Genomic DNA, 18,778 nt, shown 5'->3' with positions numbered 1-18,778 from the left:
GTTGAGTAGTAGTTGCAGCAGGTACTCATGCATGAATATTTGCTGAGTACCTGCATGAGAATCTGCATTGCTGAGTGCTGCGGCCACGCTGCTGCATTTACCTTAAGTTGGCAAGGAACTGGCAGACTCTTTTTATCACCCAGTCTTCCTGTTCCCTGTGCGGCACATGGTGCGCGCCAGCGATGATCTCCAGTTGTGCAGGGCCTGCTATCAGTGAGGCTATCTGTTCAGGGTGCAGGTTTGAACCATATTCGTCATGCTCACCATGCAGTACCAGGGCAGGGCATCTTACCTGTGGCAGCACATCGCGCAGTGACCAGTTGGCGAAGGCGGGCGACAGCCAGGTATTGATCCAGGCATTGAGCACCCATGCGGCCTTGTCGCCGTGGTAGCGGCGCAGGCGATCTAATGCGCCTGGCTGCTGGAACTGCTGTTGCGCTTCGATAAGGCCAGCCCGTGTTTTGTCTTCGACCAGGGCCTGTGCAGATTCGGTGATCAGGGCATCGCAGATGTCGGCGTAAAGAGCTGCAAAATGCACCGCCATGCCACCGCCTACGCTATGTCCCATGACCACAAAGCGCTCAAAGCCAAAGTGAGTTTGCAGCAGTGGCAAAGAAGTCGCCGCTTCCTGCGCAATAAAATCTAGGCTCAGCACATCGTCACGCGCATCAGATTGTCCAAAGCCCAGCCTGTCGTAAGCGATAACTTGTCTGCTGCTGTGCTCAGCCAGCAGGGCGGGAAAGCTACGCCATAAAGCGACGCAGCCGAGGGAATCATGCAGTAGCAAAACCGGCGGCTTGTTATCATGGTCCTCAGTGTTTGTCGGTTGCCAGCTACAGGCATACAGGCTGCCTGCTTCGGTTTTTATTCTGTGCTCAGTTGATCTTATTTTTTCATCTCTCATTATTGCTGATCTTTCATGTCCCAGGTGTTGACGCAGAATTGACCGGGTTAGTGATCGAATTGCTCAGCCTGTTTTCTGGATGATAGCAGCAAGGGGGCGTTGCTGTTGCTATACACGAGCAGGAAGGTAAAGTGGGAATGTATAATTGTTGGAGCGTAGGTAAACTGAGACTGCCAAACCCAAAATACATGGTACGCGCCATGCAGCCAATTCAAATATGCTCAATCGCCATCTTTGCCCACAATGTCGCGCTGACTTGCAGTTGACCCCTCCCGTGTTAACCAGACATAGCTGGTATAAACTGGTCCGGCGGGTGAGCTATGACTGCCCATCCTGTCAAGCAGTGCTTGAGCGTCGCTTCAGTGAGATTGATATGGGCTTTGCTTCGGCATTGTCCCTGGGCATGGCTGGTGCTTTGTGGGGGCCTGGCAAACCTTTATTGCTGGTGGTCGTCTTGGCTTTTGGCCTCAGGTTGATTGCAGGGCGTCTTTGCTCTGTGTACGTACTCGCTAAAAAGCAGGGATAGCATATTCTGTTGTGCTGCTATCGGCCTGTGGCGACCCGGCAGGCGCGCATAGCTGCCTGCGTATCTTCAGGGCCATTGCACCAGCACCCCTGCCTGTGCCGCGATTGTGTTCGCTAATATTGGTTTGTGCAGTCACGTCAAGCCAGGCTTCTATGGAACTGATTAGCTGGTGTTGCTGGCTGGTTTCAATTTCAAACTCGATGAATTTTTCTTCCTGGCTCAATATTGTGCCCATCACTGTGCCTCGCATCCACGGCAAATCAGCGACAAGATCAATGATGATGCTATTGCCCCAGTCTATGCCGTGGGCAAGCCCGGCATCATGCAAGGCCTTGGGAAGTGCATGTGCGCGCCAATAGCGGGCTGTGGTTCTCAAGCCATATTCGCTTAATCTGTTTTGTTCCTGGACATTGCGCTGTCTCTTTTTGCTTAAGCGAACAATATCAGTGGGCGTGTCAATCTTGTTCATCACCGAATCATCACAGAGTTGCAGGGCGACACTGACGCGCAGAGGTTTTAATTCTTTTCATACTCTTCCAGATCCTTGATGCGCCGCTCGGTATGGGTTTGCATGCAGCCTATGTGCATGACATTACGTATGGTGCCTGCAATGTGGTACTGATAGACGGCACTGCAGTCTGCTTCACGGAACTTGAGCCAGGCGCGCTGGGCTTCTATGAGCGTGGTCTTGGATGCCTTGTCGAGATCGCCGTCAGCAATCTGTTTGTCGAGGAACTTCATCACGCGCTGATAAACGGCGTTGAGTTTTGCTTCCACTTTCTTTTGCTCTATGGATGCGCACTCATTGATCTCAAGCGTATTGGATGCCTTGCTGCAATCCAGTGCCAGGGCCAACTGGCTGGCACAGGCCAGGGTAATCAAGCAGATGAGGTAGCGCATGGGTTCAGCCTTGTTGGTTGTGGTCAGTATTATTTTCATGGTGCCGTGTTTGCTGTTTCAGCCGATTCGGCCGATTCAGCTAATACGGCCTCATATATCTTGAGGTCACTATCCGAGAAGCAGCAGAAAATCACTTCCTGTAGCAAGGGGTAGTCTGTCAGCGCTGAGCGCACATAGCTTACCGCAATAGGGGCAGCCTGTTCTATGGGGTAGCCGTAAATACCGGTACTGATGCTGGGGAAAGCGACACTGGTGAGCTGTTTTTCTGCTGCAATGCGCATGGCGTTGTAATAACAAGAGGCCAGCAGGCCAGCTTCATCGTTGGTGCCGTTGCGCCACACCGGGCCTACGGTGTGTATGATGAAACTGGCGGGCAAACGATAGCCCTTGGTGAGTTTTGCTTCTCCGGTCTTGCAACCACCGAGCAGGCGGCATTCATGTACCAGTTCAGGCCCGGCAGCTCTATGTATTGCCCCATCAACGCCACCACCGCCCAGCAGGGAAGAATTGGCGGCATTGACGATGGCATCGACTTGCAGCTTGGTGATGTCTGCACGAATGGCGCGGATGTGTGGCATGGAAGTAATGATGAAATCAAAGATAAGTATCAAGATAGCATGAAAGTGCTTTGTCGGTCTCAAGCTGTTTCCCTATGAGAGAGAGTGGGCTATATCGTTTTCATGGTATTTTGCAATCGTTGACTTGCAAAATAGCAATAGCCTTATATGATTGAAAGCAGCAAAACACTAAATTCTTGCTTCGCCAGATATAGTTTTAAAAGGTGAAAAGCAAGACGGGGTTTGTGCCGGGCCATATCCGGTGCCAACTCCAGCTCTGCAGTGCCCTATAAAAAAATATCCAGGAGACAGGCAATGAAAATTCAGAATCTGAATATAGGGATACGTCTCGCCATCGGCTTTGGCTTGGTTATGTTGCTGGCGACAGTTTCTTCCGGGATAGGTTTGTGGCGTTTGCATGAGGTTGCTGACAGCACCCGTTCCATGATGCAGGAACCGCTGAAAAAAGAGCGCATGACCGAAGAATGGTACCGGATTACCGTGGCCGGGCTCAAGCGCACACTGGCGATAGTGAAGAGCAGTGATGAGTCGCTGGCAGAGTATTTTGCCATTGACGCCAAGGCATCTACTGCACGGAATAACGAAATTCAAAAATACATGGAAGAGCATATCGCCTTCCCTGAAGAGAAAAAGCTGCTCGACAATATCATCGCCGTGCGCAAGCAATATATTGCGCTGCGCGACGAGATCACCAAGCTGAAAAAAGACGGCAAGGCAGATGAAGCGGCAAAGTTGTTTGAAAAATTCATGCCTGTGTCGGATGCTTATCAAAAGAGTGAACTCGATTTTCTCGAGTTCCAGAAGCGGGATGTTGATGACCTGAGCCAGGAAGTCGATGCGATCGCCAAGAGCAGCTCCATGCTGATCAGCGCATTGATCATCCTCTTCATTATTCTTGGCAGCGTCTGTGCGTGGTTCCTGACCGTAGGCATCACCCGCCCCATGCAGCATGCACTGAATTTTGCACGCAGCGTGGCTGACGGTGACCTGACCACCAATATCGATGTCAAATCGGAGGATGAAACCGGGCGGCTCATGCAAGCTTTGAAAGACATGAACAATGGCCTGGTAAATATCGTCAGCGAAGTACGCACCAGCACCGATACCATCGTCGGTGCATCGACTGATATCGCCAATGGCAATATGGATTTGTCAGCCCGTACCGAAAGCCAGGCAGGTTCACTGGAAGAAACCGCGTCTTCCATGGAAGAACTGACCAGTACCATGAAGCAGAACTCACAAAATGCGCGTGACGCGAACCAACTGGCGCATGCGGCATCTGACGCTGCCGTCAAGGGGGGCACCGTGGTGTCGCAAGTCGTGGCCACGATGGGAGCCATCAGTGATTCTTCGAATAAAATCGTCGATATCATTGCCGTCATTGATGGCATTGCATTTCAGACCAATATCCTGGCCCTGAATGCGGCAGTGGAAGCAGCCCGTGCAGGCGAGCAGGGCAGGGGCTTTGCGGTGGTTGCGTCAGAGGTACGCAACCTGGCACAAAGATCGGCCAGTGCAGCGAAAGAAATCAAGGCCCTGATTTCTGATTCTGTTGATAAAGTGGGCGAAGGTGCGCGTCTCGTCGATCAGGCTGGTGCGACTATGGCCGAGATCGTCGATAGTGTCGCAAAAGTGACGAGCATCATGAATGAAATCAATGATGCCAGCAAAGAACAGTCTGCTGGCATAGACCAGATCAACAATGCCATCATACAAATGGATGGCGTGACTCAGCAAAATGCAGCTCTGGTCGAAGAAGCTGCCGCTGCCGCAAAAAGCTTGCAGGACCAGGCGGGCAATTTGTCGAATGTGGTCAGTATCTTCAAGTTGCAGCAACAGTTCACGCATGCAAGTTCTGGCATTTATGCAGCTACATCTGGCGGCGCTGTTAAATCAGACAAGAGGCTGGCATATAGGCAATGAGCAAGTCCGAGCAATTTCGTCCTCTATGGGCATTGCAAGGCGTACTGACACTGCTGTTCCTGATGCTCATGCTGCCCGCTTGTGCTGTTACAGAGATTCGTACTGCTGCCCAGGAAGCATCCGAGCCCAAGTATATTGCACTCCTTAATCCGCAAAGCAAGATCGCGATAGGTGGCATGTGTGTGGATATCTTGCGCGCCATCGAGAAGGTTGACCCTGAGTTGCGCTTTATTGGTGACCAGGTCTGGCAACCGCGTGCCCGCATTGATGCTGCTTTGAAGACGGGCAATATTGATGTCATTTGCGGCGTGCAGCGCATAGCGCGTAATACCTCGCAATACCAGTTTGCCGCGACGCCACTGTTTTCTGTCAATTATCTGCTGGCCGTGAGGGCGGATGATACCGTCGCTGTTGGGGATTGGGACGACATACGCAAGCTGGGCAATGATGGCATCATCCTGACACTGCGCGGCTTTGGCATAGTCGATATCCTCACGCAAATGGGCGGTTTGAAGATAGATGACACCGCAACTTCTTCCGTCTCCAACCTGAAAAAACTGCTGGCTGGACGCGGGCGGTTTTATTGTCACCGTTCACCCGGCATAGGCCTGGCAATCAGGCAGGCGGGTCTGGAAGACAAGATACGGCTTTTGAGCAAACCCCAACTGACAGAAAAATTCTACATGGGCATGGCAAAAACCATGTCTCCTGAGCTGGTCAGGAAGATAGGTGCAAGCCTGGTTTTGCTGGAGAGAAATGGGGAGTTGAAGCGCATATTTGAGCGCTATCAGGAGTAGCGTTCACCGGCTCATCAAGCAGAAAAATAAGTCAATTAGTCGCAAATTGCGCTTCTCAATTTGAATGTCCCAACGATGTCCAGCAGGGCCCTGTCTTTCGGGTCACCAAGATAAGGTGCAATCAGAATATGGTTTCTCGGCTGTCTGGCGATTTTTTCTGGCGAATCATCCACGATTGTAATCTGGTCCAGCGTATATCCCTGACCCTGGATTTTTCTCAAATCCTTGATGTACACATAGCTGTTGCTTTTGATGTCCACCCGCTGCACGCAGCGCTCAACCGACCAGGCAAACTTGACTGGGTAGCGAGTTCCAAAGATTTGCGCGACCACAGCATCTACATATTCCCTTGATGACGATGACCATACTGCCAGGTCGTAATGTGGCGTCAGTTCTTCCAGCATTTCTGCCAAAAAGGGCCGCTGATAAACAAAGTAGGGTGGAAATGCAAAAGCCATAGGCTGACCTAAATCAGTCATGCTTGCATGGACTAAGGTTTCATCAAGATCGAAGATAATAAGCTGGCGTTGTTTATTCGAATTCATAATTTCTTATGTCGCCTTTTGCCGACGCTGCGACCATCCGTTTTCTATGGTCAGTGCCACACCATGATAGTTGGTGGCTTTGCTTTTTGTATTTCTACCTGCACAGAAAAGTGGATCAGAGTTAAAGAGAGCTTGCTGACCCACTGTGCTTTTAAATGTAATAAATCTCAAACTTAACTGGTGTTGCAGGTATTGTAGGCTCGTTTGAGTAATGGGGTATTGTGCAAATTAAAGTAAGGGGCGCGCGCGTTCCTTACGATGGCGGTGTTCATTGGCCAGGTTGGCAATCGGCGACAATATCCCGGGGTCGAATTCATCGAATGATGCGCCGTTATGCACACGCGTTGGCCAGTCAGCATGGGCCAATGCGCCACGTCCAAGCGACACTGCATCAGCCTGGCCGCTTACAATCAAATCGGTCGCGCGCGTGGGATCATGCAGTGATCCATTGGCGATCACTGGTAAGCCTGCATATTGTCTGGCAAGTGCGGCCAGGCAGGGGCCGTTCCCGAAGGCACTTTGCCATGCTTCAAATTCAGTCGTGTGGACATAATCAATAGGTAGATTGGCCAGCGCACTGAAGATGAGTGCAGCGTCGGTTTCTGCATTGCGCCACTTGTGTGTGAAATCGTTGACCTTGCCCTGGGATATGCGCAGGCCGAGCGTGAACTCAGAGCCAACCGCAGTGCGTACCGCCTGCACGACCTCTATGATGAGGCGCAGGCGGCGCTCTATGTCACCACCATAGCGGTCGTTGCGCAGGTTTATGCCTTCGCTAAGGAATTGGTCAAGCAGGTATCCGTTTGCCCCGTGGATTTCTACACCGTCGAAGCCAGCTTGTTTTGCGCACACCGCCGCAGCGGCGAAACCATTGATCGCTTCCGTGATTTCGTCGTCAAGCATTGCACGTGGTATTGAGTACTCACCCTTGCCCCGGTAGAACGTCATCTGCTGTCCTTTGGGCCTCACCGCAGACGGGCCCAAGGTATCGCTGCGGTAAGGGTTTCCCTGTGAGAGCGCGCCCGCATGCATCAACTGGGCAACCATGCGTCCCCCATCTTGATGGACAGCTTCAACTACTTTGGCCCAGGCATCGCGCTGCTGATGGTCAGACAGCCCTGGCTGATTCCAGTAGCCTTGCGAGTAAGCCTTGTCCGTATAAATACCCTCAGTGATGAGCAGCCCAAAACCTCCCTTGGCGAAGGCGCTGTAATAGCGCGCCATCTGCTCAGTCGCGCAGCCGTTATCGCTTGCGCTGATGCGCGTCATGGGTGCTACTGCCAGGCGATTTTTAAGTGTCATGCGGCCTATGGAAAACGGCTGGAAAAGACAGTCGTGCTGATGAGTATCAGGTGTCGTGGTGGCATTCATGTTAGCTCCCGGCACGAGGACGTATCGCGGCAATGGCCTCAATCTCTATCATGGCCGCGGGATCGTACAGGGCCTTGATTTCAGCGATGGTATCCGCGGGATAGGGTGCTGTGAAAAATTGACGACGCAGTTCCACGACATCTTTGAAGTTAGCCATATCAGTCACGAAGATAGTGACCTTGATGACGTCTGCAAGGCCAGAACCACCAGCTTCCAGTGCGCGCCTGAGGTTGGCGAAGGCTTGCTCGCCCTGGGCACGAAAGCCACCGGCGACGATCTTGCCATCGTCACCTGCACCGGCCTGGCCAGAGACGAAGAGCAGGTTGCCAAATTTGATTGCCTGAGAAAGCAGGTAGGGTTCGTAGTTGTCTGGTTGGGTCATGACGCGTTCGAGCATGATGTGCTCCTTTCATGGAGTTAGTGAAAAAATTTCCGGCTTGTCAGGGCCGCAGCGAGAAGATAGACCTGCGCCTTTGCATTGACAAACGCTATGTTGTCAGTCATAACATGAGTTATTCTCATCTGCTATTTATTTCTATAGTTACAATGCGGCGACTCCCATCACTCTCAGCACTTCGGGCGTTTGAAGCGGCAGCCCGCCACGGCAGCTTCAAGCAGGCTGCCAATGAATTGGCTGTTACAGCGACTGCAATCAGCCATCAGATTCGACTTCTTGAGGAGTACACTGGTCTGTGCCTGTTCGACCGGCAGGTACGCAAAGTGGTCTTGACGGATGCCGGCTTGGAGTTGTATCCAGTGCTGCGTGATGGTTTCAATGCTTTCGAGATGACTCTGCAGCACCTGGGGAAACCACAGACGCGCCGCCGCGTCATCATTTCTACGACTAATGCATTCATGGCGCACTGGTTAGCGCCGCGGGTGACGGGTTTCCAAAAGCTGTATCCGGAAATAGACCTTGAGCTGCACGCGTCCGACCAGGCAATCGACCTTGGAACGGAGCTTGCCGATATAGCGATACGCTATGGGCGGGGGCCATATCCAGGCATGGTCGCTGAGCCGCTGTTGACCGATAGTTTCGCTCCGGTTTGCAGCCCCTTGCTTGGGCCAATAAGGCAGGTAGACCTGAACCAGCTACCGTTTATTGATTTCAAATGGACCCATGATCATCCACTCAACCCTACCTGGAAGAACTGGTTTGCGGCAGCAGGCCTGCCCTGGAAGGCGCGTCGTGGCCAGCTTGTTTTTTCGGACGAGGGCCATGCAATCCAGGCTGCACTGGCTGGTCAGGGTATCGCCTTATTGAGCCTTGATCTGTTGACTGACGACATCGCGGCCGGGCGTCTGGTGCAGCCATTTGGTCCAGGCATACCAGGGCATACCTATCATTTAATCCGGAGTGCTGGTCATGTACCCGGGCCGCATGTCGAATCTGCATTAGCATGGCTACGCAGCCAGTTACACGTATCGAAAACGGCTTCCAGGCTACCCGACGAAGACGATAATTCTGCCCATTCATGAGGTGAGTTACGTCTTTGGAGTCACAAAGCAGCGGTGGAAAACCTGGCCTATTGTTTTTTTATACTATGAGTTCTTCTAACATTATGCTTTGATCATCCAGGAATAATTTAATAAGTAGTTATCTCTACAAAATTTGTAATAACTCTTATTATTGTGTAGTATGTGTTTCATGAAAACGCAAACTATCAATGCTGATCCGTCTGCCCGCTGGCTATTGCTGGTGCTGAGCCTGCCCACGAACAGTGCAACCGGGCGCATGCGTATCTGGCGCAATCTCAAGGCCCTGGGTTGCGGCTCCCTTCGCGATGGGGCTTATCTTTTACCTTTTGGTGAGTTGGAGCAACAGGCACTGCAGGATTTGTCTGAAGAAACCTTGCGTGAAGGTGGCAGTGCCTGGCTATTGCATGTCTGGGCCCAGACTGAGGATGAAAACCTGGCCTTCCAGGCCTTGTTTGACCGTAGTGGTGAATATGCTACCTGGCTGCAGACTCTGGCGGATGCACGTCCCGGCCTGGGCAATTTGAAACCACAGGAAATTACCAAGCTTTTGCGCAAGATGCGGCGTGAATATGAAGCTTTCAAAAGCATAGATTACTTCCCTGGTGATGGCAGCAATACGGTCGAAGCTGCCTGGATGGATTTCATGCAGGCGGCAGAGGGCCTGCTATCGGTCGGTGAACCCCAGGCAGTGCAAACGGCAATCAAGGCGCTGGCCATTGATGATTATCAGGGGCGCAGCTGGGCTACCCGCCAGCATCTGTGGGTGGACAGGGTGGCTTGCGCCTGGCTGATACGCCGCTTCATCGACAGACAGGCGCGCTTTGTCTGGCTGGAGTCGGTCAAGGATTGCCCACCAGATGCGCTGGGTTTTGACTTTGATGGTGCAGCGTTTACCCATGTCGGTGACCGTGTCAGCTTTGAGGTCTTGCTGGCCAGTTTTGGTCTGGAAGCTGACCGTGGCTTGCAAAGATTGGGGGCCATGGTGCATGTACTCGATATTGGCAATGGCTATGTGCCTGAGGCCAGTGGTTTTGAAGCCATGCTGGCCGGTACACGGCAAAACGCCAGTGACGATGATGACTTGCTGGACAAAATAAGCGTGGTACTGGATGGGCTTTACCAGCATTTTTCTGTAGTGCAGCCAAGTACAACATAAGAGGTCATTGCGATGAGCCAGAGCCTGCCTGATTCAAATCAAACTGTGCCAGATGTACCAGATACCGCCCCCGCTTATACGCTGTGGCAAATGGTGCTCTACATGCTGCGTCTGGGCGCACTGGGCTTTGGTGGCCCGGTGGCGCTGGTCGGCTATATGCAACGTGACCTGGTTGAGCGGCGCGGCTGGATTTCGCCAGCAGACTACAAGGAAGGCCTGGCACTGGCGCAACTGGCCCCGGGCCCGCTGGCTGCTCAGCTAGGCATCTATATGGGCTATGTGCATTACCGCATCTGGGGCGCGACGCTGGCTGGCATTGCCTTTGTGCTGCCTTCCTTCATGATGGTGGTGTTGCTGGGCTGGGCTTATGTCAGTTATGGCGGCCTGGCCTGGATGCAGGCTGTGTTTTATGGTGTCGGTGCTGCGGTGGTTGGCATCATCGTCATGAGCACCAAGAAGCTCACGCAAAAAAGCATAGGCAAGGACAAGCTGCTATGGGCCATCTATCTCTTGCTGGCAGCACTGACCTTTATCACCGAGACAGAAATTGCCTGGCTGTTTATCGCTGCTGGCGTACTGGTCTGGCTGTTGCGTGCACCACCAGCATGGCTGGGTGGCAGCAAATTGCCAGGCCTGACGCTGCTGCAATTGCCCGTCATAGGCATCATGCTGGCTACGCAGGACGCCTCGCTGTTAACACAGATTGCCATCTTCTTTGCCAAGGCCGGTGCCTTTGTATTTGGTTCTGGCCTGGCGATTGTTCCTTTCCTGTATGGCGGTGTCGTTACTGAGCATCACTGGCTGACGGACAAGCAGTTTGTCGATGCCGTTGCAGTTGCCATGATCACGCCTGGGCCGGTAGTCATCACGGTGGGTTTTATCGGCTATCTGGTGGCGGGTTTGCCGGGGGCAACAGTGGCGGCGCTGGCTACCTTTTTGCCCTGCTATCTGTTCACTGTCATCCCGGCACCTTACTTTAAAAAATATGGCAAGTTGCCAGGTGTGATTGCTTTTGTCGATGGCATCACGGCGGCAGCGATAGGCGCGATTGCAGGTTCTGTGCTGGTCATTGCCAGGCGCTCAATACTGGATGTACCGACGGCAGTGATTGCCCTGGTCAGTATCTTCCTGTTGTGGAAGTTCAAGAAGTTACAGGAACCCGTCATCGTTGCGGCTGCAGCGGTTCTGGGCCTGCTCATTTACCCCTTGCTTCACCCTTAGAGGAGTTGGAAATGAAACAAACTGAACAAACAGAACTAACAACGCAAATTGTCAGTGTTGCAGAATTCATGCGTGAATTAAGCAGTGCCAATCCGCCCGCAGTCATTGATGTACGCAGGCGTCCGGCCTTTGAAGCTGACAGCTTGCAAGTTGTCGGGGCAGTCTGGCTGGACCCTGAGCAGGTGACTAACTGGGCACCAGCGCTGACGCAACAACAGAATGTCGTCGTGTATTGCATCAAGGGACATGAAGTCGGCATTAACTGCGCCAGCGCTCTTAATGAAGCGGGTATCGCAGCACGATACCTCGAAGGTGGGCTGGAAGCCTATAAACAGGCTGGCGGCATGCTGGCCAGACGGGCAGGCTAAGTCTTGTCATCATCGTGGGAGAACAATCATGCAATGGATCACCCGTGAACGACCCAAGATAGACCGCATTGCCTGCCCCTGGCTGATCGTGAATTTCATCGACAGTGAAGCAGAATTCTTATATGTGCCTGATACCGATGTCTTGCGCATCGCCAGAGAAACCGCTGCCATACCGTACGATATTCCCGGCGTGGAATTAAGTCACGTCGGTGACTTGTGCAGTTTTGATGCTTTCCTGAAGAAATATGCACTGGCCGATCCTGCCTTGCAAACCCTGGCGACCATCGTCCGTGGCGCAGACACCGGCAAGCTGGATTTGACGGCGCAATCGGCAGGCCTGTATGCCTTGTCGCTGGGCTTGTCAAAAACCTTTGCAGATGACCACATCATGCTAAGACATGGCATGGTCATGTATGACGCGCTGTATGCGTGGTGCCGGCACTGCCAGGCAGAAGCACATCAATGGCCACCGGTAATGGAGTGATAATTTCATTGGTTAGCGCATTGGGAGAACTTAACGCCATAATGTGCTCTCTAAGTCAGGCGCAGCTTAGTTGCAGGTCTTGCAGCAAACTATGAAGTGATGTTGCGAATTAGTTCGCACGCTGACATCTGCCTTGGGCCACAGTGCGACAAAGTTGAGTAAGGTCCCCCATAGAAAGCATACATGGAACATAAAAAGTTGGCCCATTGGCCGTTTCAACTTGTAGCGGCAATTATTCTGCAGGCAATGGTTATATTGACTCAAATCTCACCTTTGAGAACAGTGGACGGCGCAAGTTTTTTGTACGTTTTGACCTTATTTTTATGGCCGGTGCTTGCAATTTCCTGTGCATTGATCGTCGTCGGTGTGAACCGCTTGAAAGAACCAAATACAAGCGAGCAAAAGAAATTCATTGGATTCTGTATTTTACTGTCAGGGATAATCGGGGCAGCTTTGGTCTTGCTTCCAACATGCATAAGCATGTTTGAAGCATGTAGCGCAATGCTGCGTAAGTCCTGATTATTGACGGGCATAGTCCTTGATTTGTCCCCCTAGTGGACTGTAACAGTGAAAATCGGAGTGCCTGCCATGTGCGCAACGATCATGGCTGCGTTGCAAATACTCGCGATAGCCCCGCTATCGCTGTGTTCATTTGTTCCACGCTTGCCTTGCCCTGATGCGCCGGGCACATGTCCTTCACTCTCGATTACACTGTTACAGTCCACTAGTGATACAGCAATAACAGGCCTTCACTTTACCTGGCTGGACGCCGGGCTTTTTTCAAATTGCCCATTTCCCAGATACTTCAGGTATTTGCTGTTGCCATCGGCATCTCCCATTTGGTAATACTCACCCACATGCAGAGTGGGCAGGCCATCATTGAGGGCCTGCATTTTCTCGGCCGTGACATAGTGAACGGTGCCGGATTGCGAGTCGATTCTATAGACCTTGCCGTCGGATGCCGCCACCAGCTCATAGCGCTGGCCAGACCAGCCTCTGTCGCAGGCAGCCAGGTTGAACATCACCAGTAAGATCGACAGTACGCGCAGTTGTTTCATGCCTACTCCAGGAAATTGTCATTCAGGGCTTCAAGACCAAATGAAGATTGAAAATATATTTTCTAAATTGTTATTCTGAAAATATAAATGATCATTATTTAAATTGCAATTAATTTTGCTATGAAAATCAGTGTGACAGTCATAAGAAAAATATATGCCCTGCTTGGCATAGGGGTATTATCCGTGAGCAAAATTGAGGAAATAGCATTGTCATATTCAAATTGAGACAAAATGTTACAATCACCGTGAAATTCTTTGCATGTCATACATGCATTCAAGCAAGACATCCGTTTCATCTGCCTGGCAGCCATGTGCATGCTGCAGCCTGAGGTAGTGAACCAGTTCCCACATTCAGATAAATTTCATTTATGGCAAACATTAATATCAAACTGTCTCAAAACATGGTTAACGCTAATTACCAGCAATTGATCAAGTCACCTCCTACCAATGGCAGCCTGGGGACTTTGTTTGATGTTTTCCCTAAACTGGGTGCGCAGTGGGCCAGGGATCATGCGTATTATTCTGCACTCGATTTTGGCGGCGATCAGGCGAGGTTTTCCTTCCCTGACGGTGCCAGCATGACTTACACAGGATTGGTACTTGAAGACCCTTATGCCGCAGCGGGCAAAGCATCAGCGACAAAGTTGAGCTTGTATTACAGCGGGGTAATGTCGATTGTTGAAGGTGGTCAGTTCAATTTCAACTACGCCAATACCACGATCAATGGTGCCAATTCTGTCTCCATTACACCGACTAGTGTTCTGCTGAATGATTTGTCGTTTTCTACCTTATTGCCTGCGTATAGTCCCAGCTATGATCCGGTGACAGGGAATGTCTATATCACTGTCAAGGGCGCTATCCGTGGCGACATCAATGGTAATAATGTAGGTAGCATCAGCAAGGTGACGGCAACTGCCGACAAGTACATTGCATCGACTATTGTGGAAGGCAATTTCAATCTTTCATCCAACAGCAACACCGTGGCACAGGGCTTGAGCAAGTCCAGCGTCAGCGGTGTGATGAGTTCTTCAGTCACTGAATACTATGACGGCAGCTACAACCGCATCACTGGCGTTTCCGTGTCACTTTCAGCCAATCAACAGATCGATGAAAAACTGCTGGCTGATGAGTCTTTGTTTGCCGGTGCAGATGTCATCAGTGTTGATTTGCCTGGCGTCATGTATTCTGATTACCTGATCGCCTCAGGCGCAGGTGCCGACCTGATCACCGTCAATGGTGGCGGTGGCCGTTTGCACGTCAATGCCGGCAGCGGCAATGATGCCATCAATGTTGGCACGGGCAACCATAATATCGATGGCGGCACTGGCATGGATACCGTCATCATGGCTGGCAATGCCAGCAATTTTGCAATTACCCCGGTTGGCTCGGCTTTTCAGTTGCGCGTCAAATCGAATGGTGACATCGACAGTCTGTTCAATGTCGAACGCCTGCAGTTTTCTGACAAGAGCATCGCGCTCGACATCAATGGAACGGCAGGCCAGGCTTATCGACTGTACCAGGCAGCATTTGGCCGCAAGCCCGACCTTGAAGGCCTGGGTTACTGGATCAAGGACATGGACAAGGGTTCTAGCCTGACGACGGTGGCGGCAGGTTTTTTCCAGTCGGCTGAATTCCAGAAGCTGTATGGTGCCAACCCATCGACCACGACACTGATCACGAATTTCTACCAGAATGTCTTGCACCGCGCACCAGACCAGGCTGGTTTTGATTACTGGAATAATCAGTTAAGCAAAGGCCAGATCACGGCCGCCGGTGCACTGGCAAGCTTCTGTGAAAGTACCGAGAACCAGGCGCAGGTCATAGGCACGATACAAAATGGCATAGAGTTCAAGCTGTGGCTGGGTTGAGTTGTTTGCTCTGAGATGATTGATTTTCGGCCTGTTTTGTACTCCTGTTTTGTACTCCTGGCGCGGCAAGACAGGCTGGAAAATGATCAAGCTGGCTTTACACTGTCAGCGTAAAGTCTTTGCCACTCATCTGCCACATCCCCCATGGTCTTGGGCTCACCATTGATGATCCAGGCCATGAAGTTGCGGTCTAGCTTGCATTCTGCACCGCATTCCGCACTTAAAAAACGCCTGACGTTTTGCGTGTTCTTGTAGTCTTTATCGACGACAGTGGTGCGTGAGATGTCGAGGCTATGCCAGTCTGTTTTCATGGTTTAGTCCTTTCCGTAGTATTCAAATTCTCATCAATCCTGTTGATTCCACTCATTGCCTTCTCCCAGCCGATGGGGAACCGTATTCTTTTCTACACCTTCAAGTAATTGTGTGTGAGCTGCGGCATTACGTGACTTGACCCAGGAGTGAAAGATGAAACCGGCAAGTAAAAAAATGATGCCGCAAATGCAGTATAGAACTAGCATGTATCCAAAGCCGCCATCAATCTGCAAAGCAGGAAAAACCACAGGCAGTATGAAACAGCACAGGCCTGACACATAAAGCAATAGGGCGACCAGGGGGATGCCGGTTTTTTTCATTTGCGCAGACATGTCATAAGCTCACAACCAGATGCGGATCAAAATGCGCATTCTCCATCCTGCCATTGTGCAGGGGATAGCCGCAAGGGTTACAGATGACGCGGCATTTCCCCAGGTGATAATCAAAGCTATCATGCATGTGGCCATGTATCCAAAGATCAGCTTTTTGCGCCAGCATGTCGAGTTCAGAAGCAAAGGCGGCGGACAGTAAATCATCCGCATAGCGCGGCGCTACCGACTGTATCGATGGTGCCATGTGGCTGACGACGACAGTGCGGCCTTCAAAGCTGGTATTGAGACGTTGATTAAGCCAGGATTTTTGTCTCGCATGGATGAGTGCGGTGTCCGCTGCTTCCAGTTTGCGGTAGCCTTGTTCGGCCAGGGTGATGCGCTGATAATCGGGCATCAGGTCGGCCGCCTCGGTCATCGCATAGGGTCGCTGTTCTTCGCCAAACAGGCAAAAATCTGTCCATAGCGTTGCACCGAGAAAGCGTATGTCGCCTATGTGGTATTCACGGGCATTAAGGAAATGTACATTGTCACTAGCCTCGCAGGCGCGGGCAACGTCGGCCTGCATGTCTTCGAGATTTTTGCCATAGGCTTCATGATTGCCATGTACATACAGCACAGGGATGCCGGCAAACTGTTGTGCTGCCCAGTTCACTGCCTTGCTGCCGCTGTGGATATCGCCAGCCAGCACCACCACATCAGGCTGGCTGATGGCAGGGGCAATAAGAGGTGCGGTATCACCCCAGGCTTCAAGGTGCAGGTCAGACAGGATTTGTATGCGCATGAGTGCCTAGCGTATAGTATTGATTTTGCATTATAACAAGTGAGCCGTCATTGCATTTGCCAGGCCCATTTATTATCACATCATGTCTGAACTAGTCATCCTCACCACTTACTTCAATCCCTGCCGCTATACCTCGCGCAGGCAGAATTATGATGTCTTCATGCAGGGCATGAGGGCGGCTGGAGTGACTTGTATTACTGTCGAATGTGCATTTGGCGATGCGCCCTTTGAATTGCCTGCGGCGCTGGATGTCTTGCAACTGCGTTCAGCTACCTTGCTGTGGCAAAAGGAAAGGCTGCTGAATCTGGCGGCATCCTGGTTGCCTGCCACTTGCCGCTATGTGGCCTGGCTGGATTGCGATATCGTGTTTGAAAATAAAAACTGGGCAAGCGAGTTGGTGTCGGTGTTGCAGCAATTCCCGGTCGCGCAAGTGTGGGAAAGCTGCCTGCGCCTGGAGCAGGATGGTGGTGAGGGGGCTGTGCCTGACCGCGTCCGCTCTTTTGCTGCCGTCATGCAGGCGCAACCTGCTACCCTGCATGCAGGGCGTTATGATATCCATGGACACACTGGCTATGGCTGGGCCATGCGACGCAGTCTTTTTGACAGCGTGGGTCTGTATGAGGCGGCGATTTCTGGCAGTGCAGATCATTTCATGGCGCATGCGATTTATGGCGACTATAACTTTTGCATACAGAATGCCTTGAAGCATGACCGTGCACAGATACAGCATCTGCAAGCCTGGGGCCAGCGCTTTTATGAACAGGTGCAGGGCAGGCTGGGTGTGGTGGCTGGTGAAATCCGCCACCTGTGGCATGGCGAGGCACAGCACCGTCGCTATTTCCTGCGCATGCATGAGATCACCGACCTGGGGTTTAATCCCTGGACGGATTTGCAGCAACAGCCAGGACGGCCGCTGGAGTGGCATGCCGATATGCGCAAGCCGCGCCTGCGCCAGTATTTCATTGATTATTTCCAGTCCCGCCGTGAAGATGGCGAACAATCCCAGCTACAAAGCCAGTCCCTTACCGTGAAAGAAAATTATGTCTAATGACGACCTCAGCTATGATTATGCAGCCTTGCTGGATACTGCCCTGTCAGATATTGATGTCGCCATCGCGGGTCTGAAGCTATCCACCCAGGCCACCAAAGAGCAGATCGCGGCGCAAAGCGCTTTGCTGGAGCAGCAACGGGCCGCGCGCAAGCAGGCGCTGGAAGGGCAGGTGGAGCGCGTGTTGCCGGATTTTTCATCGGCAGCACTGTTGGCGCTGGAACAGCATTTCCCTGGCTTTGTCGATGATCTGGTGCGCGAGACCTTCCGGGAAAACCGCAAGATATTGGGCCTGTTCAGCCGTTCTGGCAGCGACAATGCCATGATCATTTTAAAGACCCGCCTGGCTTTTTTCCTCAACCACCAACAAGGCAGCTACTTTGATGCGCTTGATGAGCAGGTGATGGCCGTCAAGGGGCTGATACAAAACCTGGAACAGTTGTACTACGGCGACCTGGACCTGTTGCAGGCGCTGGAAGAATTGCGCGGCCTCAGTGGTGATATCCCACCAGCCATGCAGCGCCAGATACACCAACTGGCCATGCAGACCCGTGAACTGGCCGCGCGTCGCGTCAGAGGGGGGGCACCAGGGCCAGCGGCTGAAAATGATTACCCTGCCAGTGATATGACCAGTAACTATAGTTATGACGATAACCGTGCCTGGATTTACCTGGGTACGGTCAGCTATACCGACAATGCTTACTATGGTCACGTCGATACCAGCACTGGTACCCACAGTGATACCAACAATGATACTGCCACTGACAGACCACTGGCACCTGACTGTGACGATCAGCCGGGTGCCAATGATGTGCCGATTTGCGTGTCAGACCGCCAGCTGGACCAATCTGCCCTGATTATGGACATGGGCAACGCAGTTATCTTGACGGATGACAGTCTGGGCCGGTTTTCCTGATGTAGCATTTTTCTGGTGGACGGCCACTTCCGGGCAGTGATTGTCGCGTTTTTACATCGCTGTCCCCTGGCTGAACTGAGCTTGCCACTGGGGCAAGACTGGCATGGCACATAGATTTGCAATCTGCCAGCCAGTGTAAGCCTGAAAATATGTTGCCCTTGTACAGGCGGGTGCTAAGATCATCGTGATTGCTCTTTGATTGCCGAATAAT

22 protein-coding genes are annotated in these 18,778 nt (G+C 52.0%); 11 read left to right on the top strand and 11 right to left on the bottom strand.

The genetic code is table 11. From position 1 onward, the window contains the following. Positions 1-97: 97 nt before the first annotated feature. The 4 genes from ACO0LN_RS23465 to ACO0LN_RS23450 all read right to left on the bottom strand — a co-directional run bounded on the left by ACO0LN_RS23465 (position 98) and on the right by ACO0LN_RS23450 (position 2,908). A complete protein-coding gene (locus ACO0LN_RS23465; protein ID WP_422978013.1) occupies positions 98-904 on the bottom strand; it encodes an alpha/beta fold hydrolase in 807 nt (268 codons plus the stop codon). 509 nt (positions 905-1,413) lie between these two features. Next, positions 1,414-1,806 (bottom strand): hypothetical protein, encoded by a 393-nt coding sequence (locus ACO0LN_RS23460; RefSeq protein ID WP_422978011.1) that lies wholly within the window; start codon positions 1,804-1,806, stop codon positions 1,414-1,416. A gap of 140 nt (positions 1,807-1,946) precedes the next feature. Further along, on the bottom strand, positions 1,947-2,369 hold the full coding sequence (locus tag ACO0LN_RS23455) for a lysozyme inhibitor LprI family protein (RefSeq protein ID WP_422978009.1): 423 nt from the start codon (positions 2,367-2,369) through the stop codon (positions 1,947-1,949). Continuing rightward, positions 2,366-2,908: an O-acetyl-ADP-ribose deacetylase gene (locus ACO0LN_RS23450; RefSeq protein ID WP_422978037.1), complete on the bottom strand. Its 543-nt coding sequence runs from the start codon at positions 2,906-2,908 to the stop codon at positions 2,366-2,368. Before ACO0LN_RS23450 ends, ACO0LN_RS23455 begins: the two co-directional genes overlap by 4 nt. A 294-nt stretch (positions 2,909-3,202) precedes the next feature. Between ACO0LN_RS23450 and ACO0LN_RS23445 the strand changes: the two genes are divergently transcribed. Beyond that, a complete protein-coding gene (locus tag ACO0LN_RS23445; RefSeq protein ID WP_422978007.1) occupies positions 3,203-4,831 on the top strand; it encodes a methyl-accepting chemotaxis protein in 1,629 nt (542 codons plus the stop codon). After that, the gene (locus tag ACO0LN_RS23440) at positions 4,828-5,628 is read left to right on the top strand and encodes a substrate-binding periplasmic protein (RefSeq protein WP_422978005.1); all 801 of its coding nucleotides are present in this window, start codon (positions 4,828-4,830) and stop codon (positions 5,626-5,628) included. The genes ACO0LN_RS23445 and ACO0LN_RS23440 overlap by 4 nt, the downstream gene beginning before the upstream one ends. A 35-nt stretch (positions 5,629-5,663) precedes the next feature. Here the strand turns inward: ACO0LN_RS23440 and ACO0LN_RS23435 are convergent, their stop codons facing one another. The 3 genes from ACO0LN_RS23435 to ACO0LN_RS23425 form a co-directional block, all read right to left on the bottom strand. Further along, on the bottom strand, positions 5,664-6,173 hold the full coding sequence (locus ACO0LN_RS23435; protein ID WP_422978003.1) for an HAD family hydrolase: 510 nt from the start codon (positions 6,171-6,173) through the stop codon (positions 5,664-5,666). Positions 6,174-6,401: 228 nt separating this feature from the next. Continuing rightward, complete coding sequence (locus ACO0LN_RS23430) at positions 6,402-7,544, bottom strand: NADH:flavin oxidoreductase (protein ID WP_422978001.1); 1,143 nt, start codon at positions 7,542-7,544, stop codon at positions 6,402-6,404. A 1-nt stretch (position 7,545) separates the two neighbouring features. After that, the gene (locus tag ACO0LN_RS23425) at positions 7,546-7,941 is read right to left on the bottom strand and encodes a RidA family protein (RefSeq protein ID WP_422977999.1); all 396 of its coding nucleotides are present in this window, start codon (positions 7,939-7,941) and stop codon (positions 7,546-7,548) included. Positions 7,942-8,090: 149 nt separating this feature from the next. Between ACO0LN_RS23425 and ACO0LN_RS23420 the strand changes: the two genes are divergently transcribed. From ACO0LN_RS23420 to ACO0LN_RS23395, 6 genes are all read left to right on the top strand, one after another. Next, the gene (locus tag ACO0LN_RS23420; protein ID WP_422977997.1) at positions 8,091-9,023 is read left to right on the top strand and encodes a LysR substrate-binding domain-containing protein; all 933 of its coding nucleotides are present in this window, start codon (positions 8,091-8,093) and stop codon (positions 9,021-9,023) included. A 169-nt stretch (positions 9,024-9,192) separates the two neighbouring features. After that, positions 9,193-10,179 carry a chromate resistance protein ChrB domain-containing protein gene (locus ACO0LN_RS23415; protein ID WP_422977995.1) on the top strand — a complete coding sequence of 329 codons (987 nt, stop codon included), beginning with the start codon at positions 9,193-9,195 and terminating at the stop codon, positions 10,177-10,179. A gap of 12 nt (positions 10,180-10,191) precedes the next feature. Beyond that, on the top strand, positions 10,192-11,400 hold the full coding sequence (locus ACO0LN_RS23410) for a chromate transporter (RefSeq protein ID WP_422977993.1): 1,209 nt from the start codon (positions 10,192-10,194) through the stop codon (positions 11,398-11,400). Between the two features lie 11 nt (positions 11,401-11,411). Further along, a complete protein-coding gene (locus ACO0LN_RS23405) occupies positions 11,412-11,768 on the top strand; it encodes a rhodanese-like domain-containing protein (RefSeq protein WP_422977991.1) in 357 nt (118 codons plus the stop codon). 28 nt (positions 11,769-11,796) lie between these two features. After that, positions 11,797-12,252: a chromate resistance protein ChrB domain-containing protein gene (locus ACO0LN_RS23400; RefSeq protein ID WP_422977989.1), complete on the top strand. Its 456-nt coding sequence runs from the start codon at positions 11,797-11,799 to the stop codon at positions 12,250-12,252. A gap of 183 nt (positions 12,253-12,435) precedes the next feature. Then, positions 12,436-12,771, top strand: coding sequence for a hypothetical protein (locus ACO0LN_RS23395; protein WP_422977987.1), 336 nt, complete (start codon positions 12,436-12,438; stop codon positions 12,769-12,771). A 230-nt stretch (positions 12,772-13,001) separates the two neighbouring features. On the opposite strand, the gene ACO0LN_RS23390 is transcribed toward ACO0LN_RS23395, so the two are convergent. Further along, entirely contained in the window at positions 13,002-13,310 is a 309-nt protein-coding gene (locus tag ACO0LN_RS23390) for a hypothetical protein (protein WP_422977985.1), read from the bottom strand. A 368-nt stretch (positions 13,311-13,678) separates the two neighbouring features. Here ACO0LN_RS23390 and ACO0LN_RS23385 point away from each other — a divergent pair, with 368 nt between their 5' ends. Further along, entirely contained in the window at positions 13,679-15,178 is a 1,500-nt protein-coding gene (locus ACO0LN_RS23385) for a DUF4214 domain-containing protein (RefSeq protein WP_422977984.1), read from the top strand. 86 nt (positions 15,179-15,264) lie between these two features. Here the strand turns inward: ACO0LN_RS23385 and ACO0LN_RS23380 are convergent, their stop codons facing one another. Genes ACO0LN_RS23380 through ACO0LN_RS23370 form a run of 3 tightly spaced genes read right to left on the bottom strand, consistent with a single transcriptional unit; the run spans position 15,265 to position 16,603 of the window. After that, complete coding sequence (locus ACO0LN_RS23380; protein ID WP_422977982.1) at positions 15,265-15,489, bottom strand: DUF6434 domain-containing protein; 225 nt, start codon at positions 15,487-15,489, stop codon at positions 15,265-15,267. 33 nt (positions 15,490-15,522) lie between these two features. Then, positions 15,523-15,810 (bottom strand): hypothetical protein, encoded by a 288-nt coding sequence (locus ACO0LN_RS23375; protein WP_422977980.1) that lies wholly within the window; start codon positions 15,808-15,810, stop codon positions 15,523-15,525. Positions 15,811-15,823: 13 nt separating this feature from the next. Further along, positions 15,824-16,603, bottom strand: a complete 780-nt coding sequence (locus ACO0LN_RS23370; RefSeq protein ID WP_422977978.1) for a metallophosphoesterase — start codon at positions 16,601-16,603, stop codon at positions 15,824-15,826. 82 nt (positions 16,604-16,685) lie between these two features. Here ACO0LN_RS23370 and ACO0LN_RS23365 point away from each other — a divergent pair, with 82 nt between their 5' ends. Together ACO0LN_RS23365 and ACO0LN_RS23360 are read left to right on the top strand one after the other, a co-directional pair. Further along, positions 16,686-17,651 (top strand): hypothetical protein, encoded by a 966-nt coding sequence (locus ACO0LN_RS23365; protein WP_422977976.1) that lies wholly within the window; start codon positions 16,686-16,688, stop codon positions 17,649-17,651. Next, positions 17,644-18,567: a hypothetical protein gene (locus ACO0LN_RS23360; protein ID WP_422977974.1), complete on the top strand. Its 924-nt coding sequence runs from the start codon at positions 17,644-17,646 to the stop codon at positions 18,565-18,567. The genes ACO0LN_RS23365 and ACO0LN_RS23360 overlap by 8 nt, the downstream gene beginning before the upstream one ends. Positions 18,568-18,778: the final 211 nt, after the last annotated feature.

Origin of the sequence: Undibacterium sp. TC9W, assembly GCF_049339865.1 — a bacterium.
In the GTDB taxonomy this organism is placed as follows: domain Bacteria; phylum Pseudomonadota; class Gammaproteobacteria; order Burkholderiales; family Burkholderiaceae_D; genus Undibacterium.
This window is presented reverse-complemented; position numbering and strand designations above follow the sequence as displayed.